Genomic DNA, 17,003 nt, shown 5'->3' with positions numbered 1-17,003 from the left:
TAGTATGTTGTAAATAAGGTTTTTAAATTTTCAATAGTTTACTTTCCAGTTAGGTGAAAACTGTAAGTTTTACGACTTTAACATACTAAATTCTGACGGATTATCAAAAATGCTTACAGATTATTTTCGTATTAAACAAATGATCTGAATGAGAATTGAAAAGGTTGAATTACCTGAGATATAGCGTTATATGATATTTGTCATGATACGATGTATGTACCCCGAAAGAAGAAAACATTAGCAGCTTTCTTCTGATCAAAGCAACATAACGAGGGCCGTTTTTCATGAGGGGTATTTCTGAACGACAAATTAAAGCAGAAAACGAGGCAATCGAAGACCGAAAAACATCAGATGATTCTGGTGCCTCGGCCTGTAATAATGTTTTCCGGATTTGTGATCAGGATTTCCTGTACACCTTTCATTTTTGCCCGGAAACTGTTTTCCAGTTTGGGGATCATTCCCGCACTGATGACTCCTTCAGCTTTGTATTCGTTAAACTGTTGAAGATTCAGGTCGTAGATTACACTCGAATCGTCATCCGGATTAAGCAGAACTCCCTTTTTCTCAAAACAGAAGAAAAGATAGACTTTGAAGTAATTAGCCAGCTCTGTAGCCAGTTCTGAGGCAATAGTGTCGGCATTGGTATTCAGCAGTTGTCCTTTGGCGTCATGGGTCAGAGGCGCTACTACGGGCACTACATTCTCATTGATGAGCAGGCGAAGTTCGGATACGTTTACATCGTCCACGTCGCCCACAAAGCCGTAATCGATGTCTTTAACCGGGCGTTTGTGGGCTTTTATGAGGTTGAAATCGGCACCGGTCAGGCCAACTGCATTTATTCCGCGGGCCTGTAATCCTGCCACAATACGCTTGTTTACCAAACCGCCGTAAACCATGGTAACAACCTCCAGCGTTTCGGCATCGGTAATGCGTCGCCCATCCACCATTTGGGTTTCAATCCCCAGCTTTTCGGCAATCACAGTAGCCGTTCTTCCTCCTCCATGAACAAGCAATTTATTTCCCGAAATTCGTTGGAACTGATCGAGCAGCGCATTTAACGATTCGGGTTCTTCTACGACTTTCCCGCCGACTTTTATAATGGTTAACCTATCCATACTTCAATTTACGACTATATTTTCAAAAAATTCTCCAAAATCTTTGCTCCGATGGTCCCGCTTTTTTCGGGGTGGAACTGCGTGGCATAGAAATTATTTTTATGCAGTGCTGCACTAAATGGCTGAATGTAATTGCAGGTGGCAATGGTGTGCTCACTTTTTTCGGCGTAATACGAGTGCACAAAATAAACGTACTCGTTTTCATTTACTCCTGCAAAAAGGTCACTTTTTAGCTGATTAACCGCATTCCAGCCCATGTGTGGCACTTTGGTAATGTATTCTTCGCCAGGTTTTGGAACAAAACGTTTTACTTTTTCTTCAAAAATTCCCAAACAATCGGTATCGTTTTCTTCCGAATGCGAGCACATAAGTTGAAGGCCCAGACATATGCCCAGTACCGGTTGTTTTAACGAAACAATGAGTTCGTCGAGTTTGTGCTCCCGAAGATAAGCCATGGTAGTGCTTGCTTCACCAACTCCGGGAAATATTACTTTGTCTGCCTTTCTAATTTTTTCGGGATCGGCCGTAACTTCAGCACTGACCCCGAGTCGGTTCAATGCATTGTTGACCGATTCTATATTACCGGCATTGTATTTTATAATGACAATGTTCATTTTCAAATGGTTAATTCCAGTTTTCATTCCTGCGTAAGCAGGAATCTTTTCACACCTTTTCGCAGTTTCCTGCCCCTGATTTACTGTTTCAAAAGATAATCGATCACGTCAATCATCTCCCTGAATTCATCCTCTTTATACAGGCGTGTCATGTAGGCTATTTTGCCTGTTTTGTCGATGATTACATTTCGTGTCACACCTGCACCTTTCGCTGCAAAAGTGTAAAAAATTTCACCTCCCGGGTCGAGCGCCAGCGGGTACGTGACTTTCATGTCCTTTTGGAACTTTTTGACCTTGTCGAGCGGTTCGTTCATATCAACGCCAACCAGCACAAAGTCTTGGTTATTCTTGTGTTTTTGCCAGATGTCTTTTTCAATGTGCGGCATTTCCTTGCGGCAAACGCTGCACCAGCTGGCGGTGAACTGAAGCATGATTACTTTGCCTTTTAGCGCGGAAGTTGAGATCTTCTTTCCATCTGTAAGTTCCATGGTTACATCGGGTACTTGTTGACCCAATTTTACGATGTAGCCGTAATCTTCAGGGATTTCCTTGTTGGGTAGTTCAGAAATCTGGGCCGAAGCACAAACTCCCCAAAGGGCCAACATTGCGAAGGTAAGCAGTTTCTTCATGGTGTTCATTTTAATTGAATACGACGGTACGGTTCTTATAAACGAGTATTTTTCGCTGTAAGTGTTTATAAACTGCCTGCGAAAGTACAATTTTTTCCAAATCGCGCCCTTTTCGAACCAGATTTTCAACCGTATCCACATGGCTGCAACGTGTTACGTTTTGCTCGATAATGGGGCCGGCATCCAGTTCCGAGGTCACGTAATGACTGGTAGCACCAATGATTTTTACCCCTCTCTGATGGGCTGCATGGTACGGTTTTGCACCCGCAAAGGCCGGTAAAAATGAATGATGAATATTGATGATCTTGTTGGGGAATTTTTGTACAAAGTCTTCTGAAAGCACCTGCATGTACCGGGCAAGCACAACAAAATCGATTTTGTGTTTCCGCAGTAATTCTATCTCAGCGGCTTCCTGTTCTGCTTTGTTGTCTTTGTTAATGGGGAAGTAGTGAAATGGAATGCCAAAACGTTCGGCCACAGGTTTTAAGGTTTCGTGGTTGCTGATGATCATCGGAATGTCCACATCCCATTCTCCGGCTGTGTAACGTCCCAGGATATCAAACAAACAATGCGGCATTTTTGATACAAAAAGCGCCATTCTGGGCACCGATTTGGAGAAATAAATCCGCCAGTACATTTGCAGGGGAGCGCCAATCAACGTGTCAAAATACTCGCCGATTTTGTCCTGTGGAATCGCAAAGTTCTCCAGTTCCCATTCCACCCGCATGTAAAAGATCTTTTCCTGTCTGTCAACGTGTTGATCAAGGTAGATGATGTTTCCTTTGTTCTGGTTCAAAAATTCGGTGACGGTGGCCAGTATCCCTTGTCTGTCGGGGCAGTGAATCAAAAGTATGGCTGTATTTTTTTTCTCGCGTAACGGTTTTATGGTCTTCATGCTTTACAATTATTCGGGTGAAAATTTTAGTTAAAGTTTTCCTTTGGTTGAAGGTAGTTCAAAGTTAAAAACATCGCGGCGAATGGCCATTTTGATGGCTTTGGCCACTACTTTGAAAATCGCCTCAATCTTGTGATGTTCATTGTCGCCTTCAGCTTTTATATTCAGGTTGCAGGCAGCTGCATCGGAAAACGATTTGAAAAAGTGCATAAACATTTCGGTGGGCATGTCGCCTACTTTTTCGCGTTTAAAATCGGCTTCCCAAATCAACCACGGGCGTCCGCCAAAATCGATAGCGGCCATTGCCAGGCAATCGTCCATTGGCAGGCAGAAGCCATAGCGTTCCATCCCAAGTTTATTGCCGACAGCCTTCTTAAATGCCTCGCCAAGCGCCAGCCCGGTATCTTCGATGGTGTGGTGTTCGTCCACTTCCAGATCGCCCTTAACCTGAATTTTCAGATCAGCGCCCGAGTGACGCCCGATTTGATGCAGCATGTGATCGAAAAAGCCCAAACCGGTTGAAATATCGCAAACACCCGAACCGTCCATGTTTAGCTCCACCAGGATCGCCGTTTCTTTGGTGTTCCGGATAACGGTAGCTGTTCTTTGCGGCGAAGCCACGCAAGCATAAATATCATCCCAGTCGTCAGAAACCAGCGCACAGGTGTCTGCCAATCCTTTGGATTCCAGCTCTTCCGTCAAATCGCCGTTGTTGATAAAAATAGCTTTGGCTCCCAGGTTTTTAGCCAGTTGAACATCGGTTAAACGATCGCCAATAACAAAGCTGTTGGCAAGGTCGTAATCTCCGTTCATGTATTTTGTGAGCATCCCTGTTCCCGGTTTGCGGGTGGGGAGTTTTTCTTCGGGAAAACTTCGATCGATGCAGATGTCGTCGAATGTTACACCTTCGTTTTCAAAGGCTTTTAATATAAAATTCTGAACCGGCCAAAAGGTATCTTCCGGAAAAGAATCAGTCCCCAACCCATCCTGATTGGTGACCATTACCAGTTCGTAATCCAGGTTTTTGCGGATGTTGTACATGTTTCTGAAAACCTTGGGCAGAAACTCCAGTTTTTCAAACGCATCGATTTGTTCGTCTTCGGTTTCAAAATTCAACGTTCCGTCGCGGTCAATGAACAATACTTTCTTCATTTTTACGATATCAGATTTTTTAATGTCTTTCTTAAAATTTTATTCTCTTCTTTCGAGCCAATGGTAATGCGCAGACTGTCGTCGCACAGATATACTTTCGAGCGGTCGCGAACGATAATCCCCTCGTCTACAAGGTACTGATAGATTCCGCGGGCATCGTGCATTTTTACCAGCAAAAAGTTGGCATCAGAAGGAAACACTTTAACAACAAAAGGCAAGGCCTTTAGTTTTTCCGCCATTTTTTCGCGTTCGTCGATCAGCAATTTTACCCACGCTTCCACCTGCTCGTTTTGCTCCAGTAGTTCCAATGCTTTTTGCTGGGTCAGAATGTTCAGGTTGTAGGGATATTTGATTTTGTTTAAAACTGAAACGATCTCCACCGATGCAAAGGCCATTCCCAGCCTGATTCCTGCCATTCCCCAGGCTTTTGAGAAGGTCTGAAGAATTACGAGATTTGGATAGTCGGTCAGTTCGTTTAAAAGTGTTTTTCCCGGCGCAAAATCAATGTAAGCTTCGTCGAGAATAACGAGCCCGTTAAATAATTTTACTACTTTCAGAATACTTTCTTTATTCAAAGAGTTGGCCGTTGGGTTGTTGGGCGAGCACAGAAAAATCAACTTGGTGTTTGAATCGGTGGCAGCCAGAATTGCTTCCGCATCCAGTTCATATTCTGCCGTTAACGAAACCTTTTTGAGTTTTACATCCGAAATTTCTGCGGCCACCTGGTACATGCCGTAAGTTGGGTCGATGGAAACGATGTTATCGACACCGGGCTCACAAAAGGCGCGAATCAGCAAATCAATCGGTTCATCGCTGCCATTTCCCAGGAAGATGTTCGAGGAATCGATGTTTTTCAGCTTCGAAATCTTCTCTTTTACTACACGTTGGAGCGGATCCGGATAGCGATTGTAAGGCTCGTTAAACGGATTTTCGTTGGCATCGAGAAAAACCATCGCTTCGCCGGTGTATTCGTCACGTGCCGAAGAGTAGGGTTTCAGGTTTAAAATATTTTTTCGTAGAAGTTTATTTAGTTCCATGTTATTCTATCTGTTTCAATCTCACATTAATCTGTTTCAATCTTTCTCAATCGTAATGTTACTGCATTTTTGTGGGCTTCCAGTTGTTCCGCTTCAGCCATCAGTTCAATAGCCGGACCGATCTTTTTAAGGCCTTCACGGGTGATTTCCTGAAAGGTAATTTTTTTCAGAAAACTGTCCAGGTTTACCCCGCTGTACGACCGTGCCCAGCCGTTTGTCGGCAGGGTGTGGTTGGTTCCAGAGGCATAATCACCGGCACTTTCCGGAGTTAGTTCACCCAGAAATACAGAGCCTGCATTAACTACCTTTTCAGCCAGTTCCATGTAATTTTTTATGCTGATGATCAGGTGTTCGGGCGCATATTCGTTGATCAGTTCAACCTGCTGATCTGAATCGGAAAGTGCAATAAAAACACTGTTCGACAATGCTTTGGAAGCCAGCACCATTCGTGGCAACACTTTCAACTGACTTTCTATTTCTTCCAGCACCTTTTCAATGGTTTCACGAGAATCGGCCAGCAGTACAACCTGACTGTCGGCACCGTGTTCGGCCTGCGACAAAAGATCAGATGCTACAAATGCCGGATTGGATGTTTGATCGGCAACCACCAAAACCTCTGAAGGACCAGCCGGCATGTCGATTGAAACGTCGTTCATGCTCACCAGTTGTTTGGCAGCCATTACAAACTGATTTCCGGGACCGAATATTTTGTCCATTTTCGGAACAGTTTGCGTTCCGTAAGCCATGGCGCCGATCGCCTGCACACCGCCCAGTTTGTAAATCTGCGTTACACCAGCCACTTTAGCTGCATATAAAATTGCGGGGTGAATTTTTCCTTCTTTGTTGGGAGGCGAACAAAGCACAATCTCTTTACAACCAGCAATCTGTGCCGGAATGGCCAGCATCAGCACGGTGCTGAAAAGCGGAGCGGTTCCGCCGGGAATGTACAAACCCACTTTTTCAATTGCCACTGCTTTTTGCCAGCAGGTTACTCCGGGTGTCGTTTCTACTTTTTTGATCCCGGTTTTTTGTGCAGCGTGAAAGGTTTCAATGTTTTTTGCTGCCAGCTGAATTGCTTCTTTCAGGTCGTTGTTTACCAGCGATTCTGCTTCTTGCATTTCAGCTTTGTCAACAACCATCGATTCAAGTGCAACACCATCAAATTTTTCGGTATAAAAACGGAGCGTTTCATCGCCGTTTTTACGAATTTCATTGAGGATGTTTTGTACTTTTTCATACAACTCAGAAACATCGAATAAAGGGCGTTTCAGTAGTTCGGCCCAGGATTTTTTATCAGGATTCACATATGTTTTCATGCTCTGTTTTTTTTGTTTTTAAACGTATTGCCAGAAGATTTCCCGAAAATAGCAGGATCAATCCTAAAAAGGCGAAGACATCCCAACGATAATCTTCATAAACAGTTGAGATTACGAGGGCTATCGCCGGTGTGACCAGCGTAACATACACTGAACGGTCGGGACCAATCTCTCCCAGTAATTTCAGGTAACTCGAAAAAGCCACGATCGATCCGAAAACGGCAAGATACAACAAGGAAATGGAGTAGGACAGCCGTATGTCGAAAGCGATGGGTTTTCCCAGTATCAGTACAAGCAGGAACATTGAGAGCCCGCCATACAACATTCCGAATGCATTGGCCTGCAGCACCGGTATATTTTTGCGCTGTTTATAAGCCGACAAAATATTGCCAAGCGAAGCCGAGATCAATCCGCCCAGGCAAAGTAAAAACACGATCGCATTTCCGTTACTGAAGTCAAAATTGTTCCATTCATTTCTAAAAAGAAGGGCAGTCCCACCCACTCCCAGAATGGCGGCAAAAATCACATCTTTTTTTACTTTTCCTTTTAAAAGGATTGCATTGAAAAAGATATTGAAGAAAATGATCAGTGAAAAGATCACGGCGACAACACCGCTTGTCAGCATGGTTTCGGCCTGGTAAACAAACCAGTAATTTATTCCGAACAGACTCAGCCCGAGCAACGCCATCAGCAAATGTTCACGTACGCTAAAACGCATTTGCCTCCCGCTGATCAGACAAAAAAGGAAAAGCAGCAGACCGGCCAGTAAAAAGCGGTACGAAACCGATACGAGCGGATCGACAGTTCCCAGCTGGAAAGTGATAGCGAACCAGGTTGATCCCCAAATCAGAGCCGGCAAGGCAAATAATATGTATTGGCGTATTGTCATGTTCAATATGAGTTCAAAGTTTAATGTTTAGAGTTCAAAGTTGGTGACTTCGAGCTTCCGACTTCAAGCTTTTTTAGAAAATCATTTTTTCAATCGGGATAACCAAAATTCCTTCAGCCCCGGCTTTTTTCAGTTTGCCGATAATTTCCCAGAAATCATTTTCCGCAATAACCGAGTGCATCGAACTCCAGCCTTCTTTTGCCAGCGGAACCAGCGTTGGTGCTTTCATTCCTGGTAGTAATTGGATGATTTCGTCTACTTTTTCGTTGGGGATATTCAGCAAAATGTATTTTTTCCCCTGTGCACGTTGTACCGATTCAATTCTGAAAATCAGTTCATCCAGAATTTCTTTTTTCTCTTTACTTAGATTGGGGTTGGCAATCAGCACTGCTTCCGACTTCATCACTACCTCCACTTCTTTCAGTCGGTTGCTGACCAGCGTAGAACCCGAGCTAACGATGTCAAAAATGGCATCGGCAAGCCCAATTCCGGGAGCAATTTCCACTGAGCCGGTAATGACGTGAATATCAGCGTCGATATTGTTTTCGCGTAAGAACTTTTTTAGGATTCCGGGGTAGGAGGTGGCAATTTTTTTGCCGTTAAAGAACTCCAGTCCGGGATAATCGAGCGATTTGGGAATGGCAAGCGACAAGCGGCATTTGCTAAAACCGAGGCGTTTGGCAATAACCACGTTTTCACTTTTTTCGGCCACTTCGTTTTCGCCCACAATCCCAATGTCGGAAACCCCGTCGGCAACGGTTTGCGGAATATCATCGTCGCGGAGATAAAGCGCATCCATCGGAAAGTTTTTGGCTTCCGAAACCAGTGTTCTGCGTCCAACACTTAAACCAATGCCTGCTTCGTTAATCAGGTTCATCGAATCTTCGTTCAGCCTTCCTTTGGTCTGAATGGCAATTTTGATCTTGTTTTCCATCGTTCATTTTTTTGTCATTTCTGCAGCGCTTCTGTTAAACAGACAAGAGAACGAGTTTGATTATTACTTGTTTTCCTTGTGCTGAAATGACCTGTTATACTTTCAAATTTCTTGTTTAAAACAAAAAAAGAGGCTTGCCAACTGGCAAGCCTCTTTTTCCTATTATCGTTATGAACAGACAAAACATTTACAGCCTACCAGTTGGTTGGATACTTCCATGATGGCCGTGATGTCCTAGTCTGAAAATCATTTTAATTAATTTGATGCAATTATAGTTATAATAATCAATACAACAAGACAATTGGATGTTAAATTAAAATTAAAGTAACCTTGTCTCGAATAATTAGTTATTTGTTTGAAAAAATGAAGTCATAATCTCCTGATTCAATGTAAATAAACAACTGATTGCTATCAACTTCCGTTTTTGTTATTCCCTGAACCTGGTTGACAGGCGTATTATTTTGCCAGATAATTGTTCCTCCTTCTGACAGGGTTGCGGTCTGGCTAAGCTTACCCGGCAATACAATGGTGGCGGTGGTATTGGCAGGGATCGATACTTTGTAATGAAAGCTGTTGTCTTTTTTCTCCCAACCTGAAAATACACTGCCACTTACTGTTTCCTGCGAAGCACTCACAAAGTTAAGTCCATCAGGAGAGTAGGGGTGCAGGTGAATGTGCTGGTAACCTCGGGTGGTTTTTCCCTCCACCGGAGACTGAATGCCTGCCAGGTATTTGTAAAAATACTCCACCACCGAACCAAACATTTCATGGTTGTGCGAATTTTTTCCCGACCATTCTTCCAGTAAAGTGGTTGAATTGTTTGCCAGCCAGAATCCATAACTGGGATATGTTTTTTGCGTGGCAACTTGGTAGGCCAGTTCACTGTGTCCTTCGTTTACAAGAATTGGCCAAAGGTATTTGGTTCCCAGAATTCCTGTATTCATGTGGTTTCCGCGTTTCTCCAGATCATCAACCACGGTTTTAACCACATTGTTTCTGTAGCTGTCCGGTACAACGTTGCCTGCCAGCGCCAGCAACTGATAGGTTTGGTAGGTTGAATCAGTTCCGTACAAAAAGGTTTCGGGATTGAAAAACTTATCGTTGAATGCCTGTTTGATCGTATCGCTTAATGCTGCATACCTTTCAGCATCTTCATTTTTCCCCAGAACTTTGGCAATTTCAGCCATTGTTTTTGTATTGAAATAATAATAGAAGGTATTCACCACCGGATGATTGGGGCAGTCACTTTGTCCCGGAGCACACCATTCGCCCAACGAATACCAGTAACTCATAAAGTCGTTGATGATGTACGACTCTTCCGGATTTTGATCGGTTTGCGCCAAAGTTCTCAGGTAATCGGCATATCTTTTCATGGAAGAGTAGTTTTCTTCCAGTATCCGGTTGTCATTGTAATATTGGTTCATCCACCAGGGGATCAAAATATAGGCGCTTCCCCAGGCAACGCCGCCTCCCATGCCGCCAACAAGCACCGGCGATGTGTTGGGAATCCTGCCGTTTTCTTCCTGCGAATCACGCATGTCGGCAATCCATTTGGTGTAAAACGACGCCATCTGAAAATCGTGGATGGATGTTTCAGCAATCACTTGTCCGTCGCCATTGTAGGCGCCTTTTTCGCGGTGCGGGCAATCGGTAGGATAGAAAACCAGGTTTCCTTTTTGCGACCACAAACCTGCTTCGTGGATTTGGTTAAGAAGCGAATCAGAAGAATCAAAAGTACCGTTCAACTCCATGGAAGAGCGAACAACACGTCCGGCTACTTTAATTTCATCCAGTGCTTTTTTATCCGAAGTGGCCACTTCAATGTACCGAAATCCGGAATAAAAAAAGCGGGGCTCGTAAGTTTCCGCCTCCTCACTTTTTAATGTATAATCAGTCCAAACATGCGAATGGTATTTGAATTTATCACTAAACACATCACCATTTTCGAGGTTTTTAGGGAAAAGGTCGTTGTTCAGCGTTTCTGCTCCCCGAATGCGAACCAACTGCCCGGCTTTTCCTTTGACTTCCACTTTCCACCACCCGGCAATATTTTGCCCCAAATCAAAAAGGTAGACACCTTCTGCCGGATTTGTCTGTTTTACTGGTTCGATGGTTTCGGTTACTTTAACCGGAGGGCTTGACTGCGAGACCAGTTTTCCCCCTGGTTGATTGGCCGGCACTGCCTTTTGCCAGTCGTTTGCCTGGAAATTTTTGGTATCCCATCCTGGTATTTCGAGCTGCGCATTGTAGTCTTCGCCACCGTATAGGTTATTAAAGATGATGGGGCCGTTCGCGTATTTCCAGCTTTGGTCAGAAACAATAACATCTTGCGAATCGTCTTCATAAATGATGTGCAACTGGGCAATAAAGCAGGGATTTCCGAGCACGCTTCCTCCGCCTCCCCAGCTATATCGGTCGGCTACTTTTCGCATGTTGTAGGCGCCGTTTGCGAGCATCAGCCCGGCCACATTTATTCCTGAATTCAGGTGGTCTGTGACATCGTAAGTAGAGTATAAAATCCGTTTCCGGTAATCGGTGACGGAAGGATCCAAAACGTGGTCACCTACTTTTTGTCCGTTTAATGTAAACTCATAAAAACCGCAGGCCGTGACAAAAGCGTAAGCGTGTTTGATCTTTTTGCTGATTTCAAAATCTCTTCTGAAAACCGGACTTTGATGAATGATCTCTTCAGAGGTGGTAATCCAGCTGGCTTTCCAGTCTGAAGCATTAAAAAGTGCGGTATGGAAAAAAGCCGGTTTACTCCATATTTCTTCTCCGTTTTTTGTTTGAATGCAAATGCGCCAGTAGTAGTTTTGGTTGCTTTGCAGTGGTTTTCCCTCGTACGTAATGTTGACTGAATTTCCGGATTGTATTTCTCCTGAATCCCATAAATATCCTGTTTCCCGAAGTACTTCTTTTTCGTTTTCCCCAACAATAATACGGTACGAAGCCTGGTAAACGCCTCGTTCTCCTGACTCAATTTTCCAGGAGAAACGCGGATTGGGAGTATCAATACCAAGTGGTTGGCGTTCGTACTCGCAAGTTAAGTCGTTGAGGCTGGTATTTACGGTTGTGCAGGAAACTATCAGCCAAAGGAATAGCAAGGAAAAAGGTTTAAGTCTGAATTGTTTTTGTAGGGTAAGAAGGATGTTCATATTCGTTGTTTTAGGTATAATTTGCTGGTATTTTGTTGCCGGTTTTTCAGCGCTTCAATATAACATAAAATTCTGTAAGCCCCGAACTGGAAAGTATGTGCCTGTACGATCACTTTGACAACTGTGTGCAGGTTATTGGAACATCTGCCGGTATTCCATTCCTGATTTCTGCAACGCAAATATTACGTGGTGCAGAATGTCTTTACGCTTAGAATTGATTTGAATCAATAAAATACTTACTTGTCTTTTATTTCGTATTGCTTTGTCGTAAATTAGATTGTCAAAAAAATTAAAGCGTTATGAATAAAAGAATTAGAAAGAGTTGGATTTTACTGTTGGTAATTTCCTTATGGGGTTTGCAATCGTGCCAGAAAGATGAACTAATTTCATCGGAAGAGGAAGGTTTGCTTGAATTGAAGAGTGCTTCAATGAATACTTTTTACAGCTCAACTGTTCCTGTGGGAAATGGCGTGGTTCGAGCTTTTGTTACTCAGAGTAAAAATGGCAACCCCATAGAGGTGGGCATAAATGTTTCCGCGAAAGCGCTCGAAAAATTGCCTAACGAAATGATGCAATACGTGTTGGAATTGCCCCGAGGTAAGGGGAACAATTTTTATACACATGTTTTGTTTGACTGGAACCCAATGGGACATGAGCCACCGGGTATATACGACTTGCCCCATTTCGATATTCACTTTTACACCATTTCAAACCAGGCTAGAATGGAAATCCCTCCAATGGCTCCTCCGTATTTGGATCCTGCTCCGGATAGTATGTATATTCCACCTTTGCACATGGAACTGGAGGGATTGGTGCCGCAAATGGGAGCACATTGGGTTGATTTGACTTCCCCGGAACTAGGCGGAGCGACCTTTACCCGTACCTTTATTTGGGGCTCTTACCAAAGCGAATTTATTTTTTGGGAACCAATGGTTACCCGGGATTATTTGCTAACCATGCCCGATGAAATCATCCCGATTCCACAACCCGAGGCTTACCAGGAAACTGGTTGGTATGCAACTGATTATAAAATTTCGTATTCGTCGGTTAAAAAGCAATACACTATTTCATTGGTTAACCTGGTGTATCATGAGGCACAATAAATAGAATTATTTCAGCGAGTATTGATTAATTAAGAATTGAAAGGGCTGCGCATTGGGCGCGGCTCTTTTTGTTAGAGATTATTTACATAGAAATGAGCGCTTAAAGGCTGTCTAAAACAGCTTTTATTACAAGGGCATGGTTATGGTAGCTGTCTTTTGCGGCATATACCAGTGTTAAATGACTGTGTTGTAACTCCAGTTTTTTCAGTTCGTGTAAAGTTTGCGGCATTTGTTGAAGTTCGCGGGTGTACAAAAGTTTGAATTCTTCCCACCTGGGGATTTCGTGGTTAAACCACTTTCGTAATTCTACAGAAGGGGCTACTTCTTTCGTCCATAAATCCCATTGAGCATCCTGTTTCTTTATACCTCTGGGCCACAGTCGGTCAACAAAAACGCTGAAAACTTCGTCGGGGCTTTTTTGTTCGTATGCACGTCTTATCGCAATCATTCCGTATTAACATCAGGTTGAAAACATCCGGTGGCGGTTGTATTTTCTAGTTTTAATAACAATCGTAATCTGTTTATTCCGAAATGCCTGCGTTATTTTGTTGAGGATTTGTATAAAATAATGGCGGAAATTTGCCATTTACAGGAAACTTCCGCCATTGAAATATCATTAATCTACTTTTCGCAAGATCATCAAAACTTCTCCTTGTTCGTCAAAGAGCGAAAGTTTCAGTTCCGAGATTTTATAGCTGCGAACCTTGGGAAGTAGCTGGTTGAATTTATCAGGAATGTTCATGTCGGCACACATCATTCGGGTGCCTGCCATAACGCCAAATGTTAGTTTCGTATTGGTCAGTTCCGAAATTCTCCCATGCAGGTTGTTGCAGCCGTCAGTTCCTGCAGCTTCCATCTTTGTGCTGTTAATTTCCAGTCGCGGAAGATCCGTTTCATTATCAAGGTATTGGCCTTCCATCCATTCAGCCACCCATATGTCGTTTAGCAACACTTTTGCTTCGGTACCTTTGGTAAATTCCAATAGCTCGTTTCCTGCTGCATCTTTGAGCACTAGCTTGGTATCGAATACTGTATAATGTGTGGCCTTGTTCAGGGCTTCCATGAAAGCTGTTGCAATGGTCATATCAGGGCACATTTTTCTGGTTTGAGCCAAAGGTCCCATGTTTATTTCGTTGTCGGTAATCTGTTGAAGGGTTCCTGTAAAATTGTTGCATCCGTCTGTTCCGCTGATACGACCTTCAAGCATATCGATATTGAGTTGCGGAATTGTACCGGCGCCACGTATGCGCGGTAATTTTATAATCGACCCGTTTATTTTCAGCGCATCCCAGTTGCCGTTTAAATTCCATCTGGGGTCTTCTTTTTTCTCGATCACTTCTTCCAGTATGTATTTGATTGAAGAAGCGTCGGCCGGTACATTTTTTAGTTTTTCTTCCTTGATCCTAAGTTTGTAGACGTATCCCGGTTCGTACTCAAAGCCTTCAATTTGAGTATAAAAGTTTTGCCATTCGTTTTTGTTAAGTTGTTTCCCTTTTTGCACCTGAAGGCACTTCATTGGCCCTACACCTACGCAATCAACCTCATAACTGTTTACCCAGTAAATAGATCCATTACCGCTCTTAAGGGTACTGCAGGCTGTAAAAAGCAGTATTATCCCAAATGTGATAAGTTGTTTCATGTTTTTAATTTTTAATCTGTTTCTGTTGTCTTATTTCATTGCAATAAATAAAAAAAGCCCGTAAATCATTTGATTTACAGGCTTAAAAATTGTCGGGATGACAAGATTTGAACTTGCGACCCCTCGCCCCCCAGACGAGTGCGCTACCAGGCTGCGCTACATCCCGAAACTTGTGCGTGCAAATGTAATGCTACAATTTATTTTTACAAAGCCTTTTTTCATTTTCCGGGAAAAAAGTTTGAATAGAATTCATTGATCGCATATGTTTAGAATCGATAGATTTTATTGGGTCTGAATTGCTTTGTTTTGTATTTTTGACGACTAAAAAAATAGCACTATGTTTAAACCACTTGATATCAACGAGAATTCAGAAAAGAAGACAAATGAAGCGGGCGATGCCGAACGCGTAAAATGTTTGGTAATCGGTTCCGGACCTGCCGGCTATACGGCAGCTATTTATGCCGCAAGAGCTAATTTATCGCCTGTAATGTACGAAGGACTTCAACCCGGAGGGCAGTTGACCACCACCACCGAAGTTGAAAATTACCCGGGTTATCCGGAAGGAGTAACCGGTCCGGTGATGATGGAAGACCTGAAAAAACAGGCAGAGCGCTTTGGAACAGATGTTCGCTGGGGAATGGCTACCAGTGTCGATTTCTCCGGAGACATTCACAAGGTTTGGATCGACGACTCGAAGTTGATTGAAGCCGAAACGGTTATTATTGCAACCGGTGCAACCGCCAAGTACCTTGGCCTGGAAGATGAGAAGAAATATGCCGGTGGCGGCGTTTCAGCCTGTGCTACCTGCGACGGATTTTTCTACAGGGGTAAAGACGTGGCTGTTGTTGGAGGAGGAGATACCGCGGCTGAAGAAGCCATGTACCTGGCAGGCCTTTGCAACAAGGTTTATATGATTGTTCGCCGCGACGAACTTCGTGCTTCGAAAGTAATGGCCGAGCGCGCCATGAAAACACCGAATATCGAGATCCTTTGGAAACATCAAACCAAAGGCTTGTTTGGCAACGGTGTAGTCGAAGGAGCAACACTGGTAAAAAATCAGGGTGAAACAGACGAAGAGGAAGTAAACATAAAAATCGATGGTTTCTTTTTGGCCATTGGACACAAACCCAATTCGGATATTTTTAAAGAATATCTTGATACCGATGAGGTGGGCTACATTAAAACTGTTCCCGGAACATCGAAAACCAAGGTTCCCGGAGTATTTGCCTGTGGCGATGTGCAGGACCCTGTTTACAGACAGGCAGTTACCGCTGCCGGTTCAGGGTGTATGGCAGCCATTGATGCTGAACGATATTTATCAGAAAAACACGGATAAACTAAAAGAGGCTGTTTATTAAAACAGCCTCTTTTGCTTTGAAATAGTAGCTCCTATTCCTTTTCTTCCTGGGGAAGGGTAAACGATCCCAGGTTGGTTATTTGGTAATCAGAAAAGGTGATCTTCCGGTTCGAATTCTTATCCACTTTTGTAACCGTCATTAAACTGGTGTCTCCGGTGTTTTTGTCGGTCGATTTTGATTCCATTACATAGCCTCCGGACATTAAGCCGTTGGCATACAGGCTGGTTTTGAATAAAGTGCTGAAAAAGTCCTGTGTGCTTACCTTTAATTCATCAGTCAACCATATTTCGGCATCGGTTTCATCATCGTTGTAAACATATTGTTCGCATTTGTAGCCGGCAATGGTTTTGGTTTTGCCTGTTTTTTTGATGTTCGGATTGGCCAGGTAATCCTCTTCCTGTTCTGTGCCTTCCTCGTCTTCCAGGTAAGTTTCCCCAATTGACTCAAAGAAAGAACCGATTCCATACACAATGCCTGATTTTTCCTTACTGTTTAAAACGATCATGGCTCCGTTTTCAGAGTCGATGATAAACAATCCATTGTCGTTTTCGCTCACATCACCCGAAATGGCTTCGTAGGAAATACTTTTGGTCTCCGGATCGAGCATGGTCAGAAATTCGCCGGTACTTGGTTTGTCTTTCGATTTGTCGTAGGTTTCAATGTGCATCTGAATCAGAAAGGGAAACGAATAACTGGTGTTGTACGGAACGGGTGTACCCGATAAACCGGCACCTTTCAGCAGGTTTTGCATAAAAGCTTGCTGCTTCTTTTCTGTAGAAGAGGAGTCCGCGTCGTCCGAACTAATGGATTCTTCTACCTTGTCAAGGCTTTCATCCATTTTCTGATCCACTTTGTCCTCCACTCTTTTTTCGATTTTCTGCTGAGCTTTTTCTTTTAGTCTGTCGAGGAATTTTTGGGCGTGGGCCACTTCGGCCATACCAAATGATAATAGAATAATTAAAACAATGCGTGCAAGTGATTTCATTATGTTTATATTGAAAGATTAATAGACCCAAAAATCGGGATAAATCTAATATCAGTCAATCCCTTCGAAATATATTTATCGATAAATAAGCAAACTTTTTGCTTTCGCATCAAGATACCACAGGATACCCGGAGACCAAAGAAATGCTTATTTTGCAGAAGGATAAATTGAACCTGAATTAC

General features: G+C 43.3%; 15 protein-coding genes and 1 tRNA gene. 2 read left to right on the top strand and 14 right to left on the bottom strand.

What is annotated here, in order from left to right:
* Window positions 1-347: 347 nt before the first annotated feature.
* The 10 genes from argB to INQ51_RS08195 form a co-directional block, all read right to left on the bottom strand.
* Entirely contained in the window at window positions 348-1,115 is a 768-nt protein-coding gene (gene argB, locus INQ51_RS08240; protein WP_233377495.1) for an acetylglutamate kinase, read from the bottom strand.
* A 14-nt stretch (window positions 1,116-1,129) separates the two neighbouring features.
* A complete protein-coding gene (gene hisH, locus INQ51_RS08235; protein WP_233377494.1) occupies window positions 1,130-1,729 on the bottom strand; it encodes an imidazole glycerol phosphate synthase subunit HisH in 600 nt (199 codons plus the stop codon).
* An 80-nt stretch (window positions 1,730-1,809) separates the two neighbouring features.
* Complete coding sequence (locus INQ51_RS08230; protein WP_233377493.1) at window positions 1,810-2,358, bottom strand: TlpA family protein disulfide reductase; 549 nt, start codon at window positions 2,356-2,358, stop codon at window positions 1,810-1,812.
* A gap of 10 nt (window positions 2,359-2,368) precedes the next feature.
* Window positions 2,369-3,253: a formyltetrahydrofolate deformylase gene (purU, locus tag INQ51_RS08225; protein ID WP_233377492.1), complete on the bottom strand. Its 885-nt coding sequence runs from the start codon at window positions 3,251-3,253 to the stop codon at window positions 2,369-2,371.
* Window positions 3,254-3,283: 30 nt separating this feature from the next.
* Complete coding sequence (hisB, locus tag INQ51_RS08220) at window positions 3,284-4,405, bottom strand: bifunctional histidinol-phosphatase/imidazoleglycerol-phosphate dehydratase HisB (protein WP_233377491.1); 1,122 nt, start codon at window positions 4,403-4,405, stop codon at window positions 3,284-3,286.
* A 2-nt stretch (window positions 4,406-4,407) separates the two neighbouring features.
* Window positions 4,408-5,442, bottom strand: coding sequence for a histidinol-phosphate transaminase (gene hisC, locus INQ51_RS08215; protein WP_233377490.1), 1,035 nt, complete (start codon window positions 5,440-5,442; stop codon window positions 4,408-4,410).
* Window positions 5,443-5,468: 26 nt separating this feature from the next.
* Window positions 5,469-6,758 carry a histidinol dehydrogenase gene (hisD, locus tag INQ51_RS08210; RefSeq protein WP_233377489.1) on the bottom strand — a complete coding sequence of 430 codons (1,290 nt, stop codon included), beginning with the start codon at window positions 6,756-6,758 and terminating at the stop codon, window positions 5,469-5,471.
* The gene (locus tag INQ51_RS08205; protein WP_233377488.1) at window positions 6,736-7,647 is read right to left on the bottom strand and encodes a DMT family transporter; all 912 of its coding nucleotides are present in this window, start codon (window positions 7,645-7,647) and stop codon (window positions 6,736-6,738) included. Before INQ51_RS08205 ends, hisD begins: the two co-directional genes overlap by 23 nt.
* A gap of 73 nt (window positions 7,648-7,720) precedes the next feature.
* Window positions 7,721-8,581: an ATP phosphoribosyltransferase gene (gene hisG / locus INQ51_RS08200; RefSeq protein ID WP_233377487.1), complete on the bottom strand. Its 861-nt coding sequence runs from the start codon at window positions 8,579-8,581 to the stop codon at window positions 7,721-7,723.
* 347 nt (window positions 8,582-8,928) lie between these two features.
* Window positions 8,929-11,736, bottom strand: a complete 2,808-nt coding sequence (locus INQ51_RS08195; protein ID WP_233377486.1) for a family 78 glycoside hydrolase catalytic domain — start codon at window positions 11,734-11,736, stop codon at window positions 8,929-8,931.
* 299 nt (window positions 11,737-12,035) lie between these two features.
* Between INQ51_RS08195 and INQ51_RS08190 the strand changes: the two genes are divergently transcribed.
* A complete protein-coding gene (locus INQ51_RS08190; RefSeq protein WP_233377485.1) occupies window positions 12,036-12,839 on the top strand; it encodes a DUF5602 domain-containing protein in 804 nt (267 codons plus the stop codon).
* 100 nt (window positions 12,840-12,939) lie between these two features.
* On the opposite strand, the gene INQ51_RS08185 is transcribed toward INQ51_RS08190, so the two are convergent.
* The 3 genes from INQ51_RS08185 to INQ51_RS08175 form a co-directional block, all read right to left on the bottom strand.
* Window positions 12,940-13,287 carry a DUF488 domain-containing protein gene (locus INQ51_RS08185; protein WP_233377484.1) on the bottom strand — a complete coding sequence of 116 codons (348 nt, stop codon included), beginning with the start codon at window positions 13,285-13,287 and terminating at the stop codon, window positions 12,940-12,942.
* 168 nt (window positions 13,288-13,455) lie between these two features.
* Window positions 13,456-14,478 (bottom strand): META domain-containing protein, encoded by a 1,023-nt coding sequence (locus INQ51_RS08180; protein WP_233377483.1) that lies wholly within the window; start codon window positions 14,476-14,478, stop codon window positions 13,456-13,458.
* Window positions 14,479-14,570: 92 nt separating this feature from the next.
* Window positions 14,571-14,644: transfer RNA gene (locus INQ51_RS08175), tRNA-Pro, on the bottom strand.
* Between the two features lie 171 nt (window positions 14,645-14,815).
* Between INQ51_RS08175 and trxB the strand changes: the two genes are divergently transcribed.
* Window positions 14,816-15,814, top strand: coding sequence for a thioredoxin-disulfide reductase (gene trxB / locus INQ51_RS08170; RefSeq protein ID WP_233377482.1), 999 nt, complete (start codon window positions 14,816-14,818; stop codon window positions 15,812-15,814).
* Between the two features lie 53 nt (window positions 15,815-15,867).
* Here the strand turns inward: trxB and INQ51_RS08165 are convergent, their stop codons facing one another.
* A complete protein-coding gene (locus INQ51_RS08165; RefSeq protein WP_233377481.1) occupies window positions 15,868-16,821 on the bottom strand; it encodes a DUF4412 domain-containing protein in 954 nt (317 codons plus the stop codon).
* Window positions 16,822-17,003 lie beyond the last annotated feature (182 nt).

It is taken from the genome of Maribellus sp. CM-23 (assembly GCF_021354595.1).
GTDB lineage: Bacteria > Bacteroidota > Bacteroidia > Bacteroidales > Prolixibacteraceae > Draconibacterium.
This window is presented reverse-complemented; position numbering and strand designations above follow the sequence as displayed.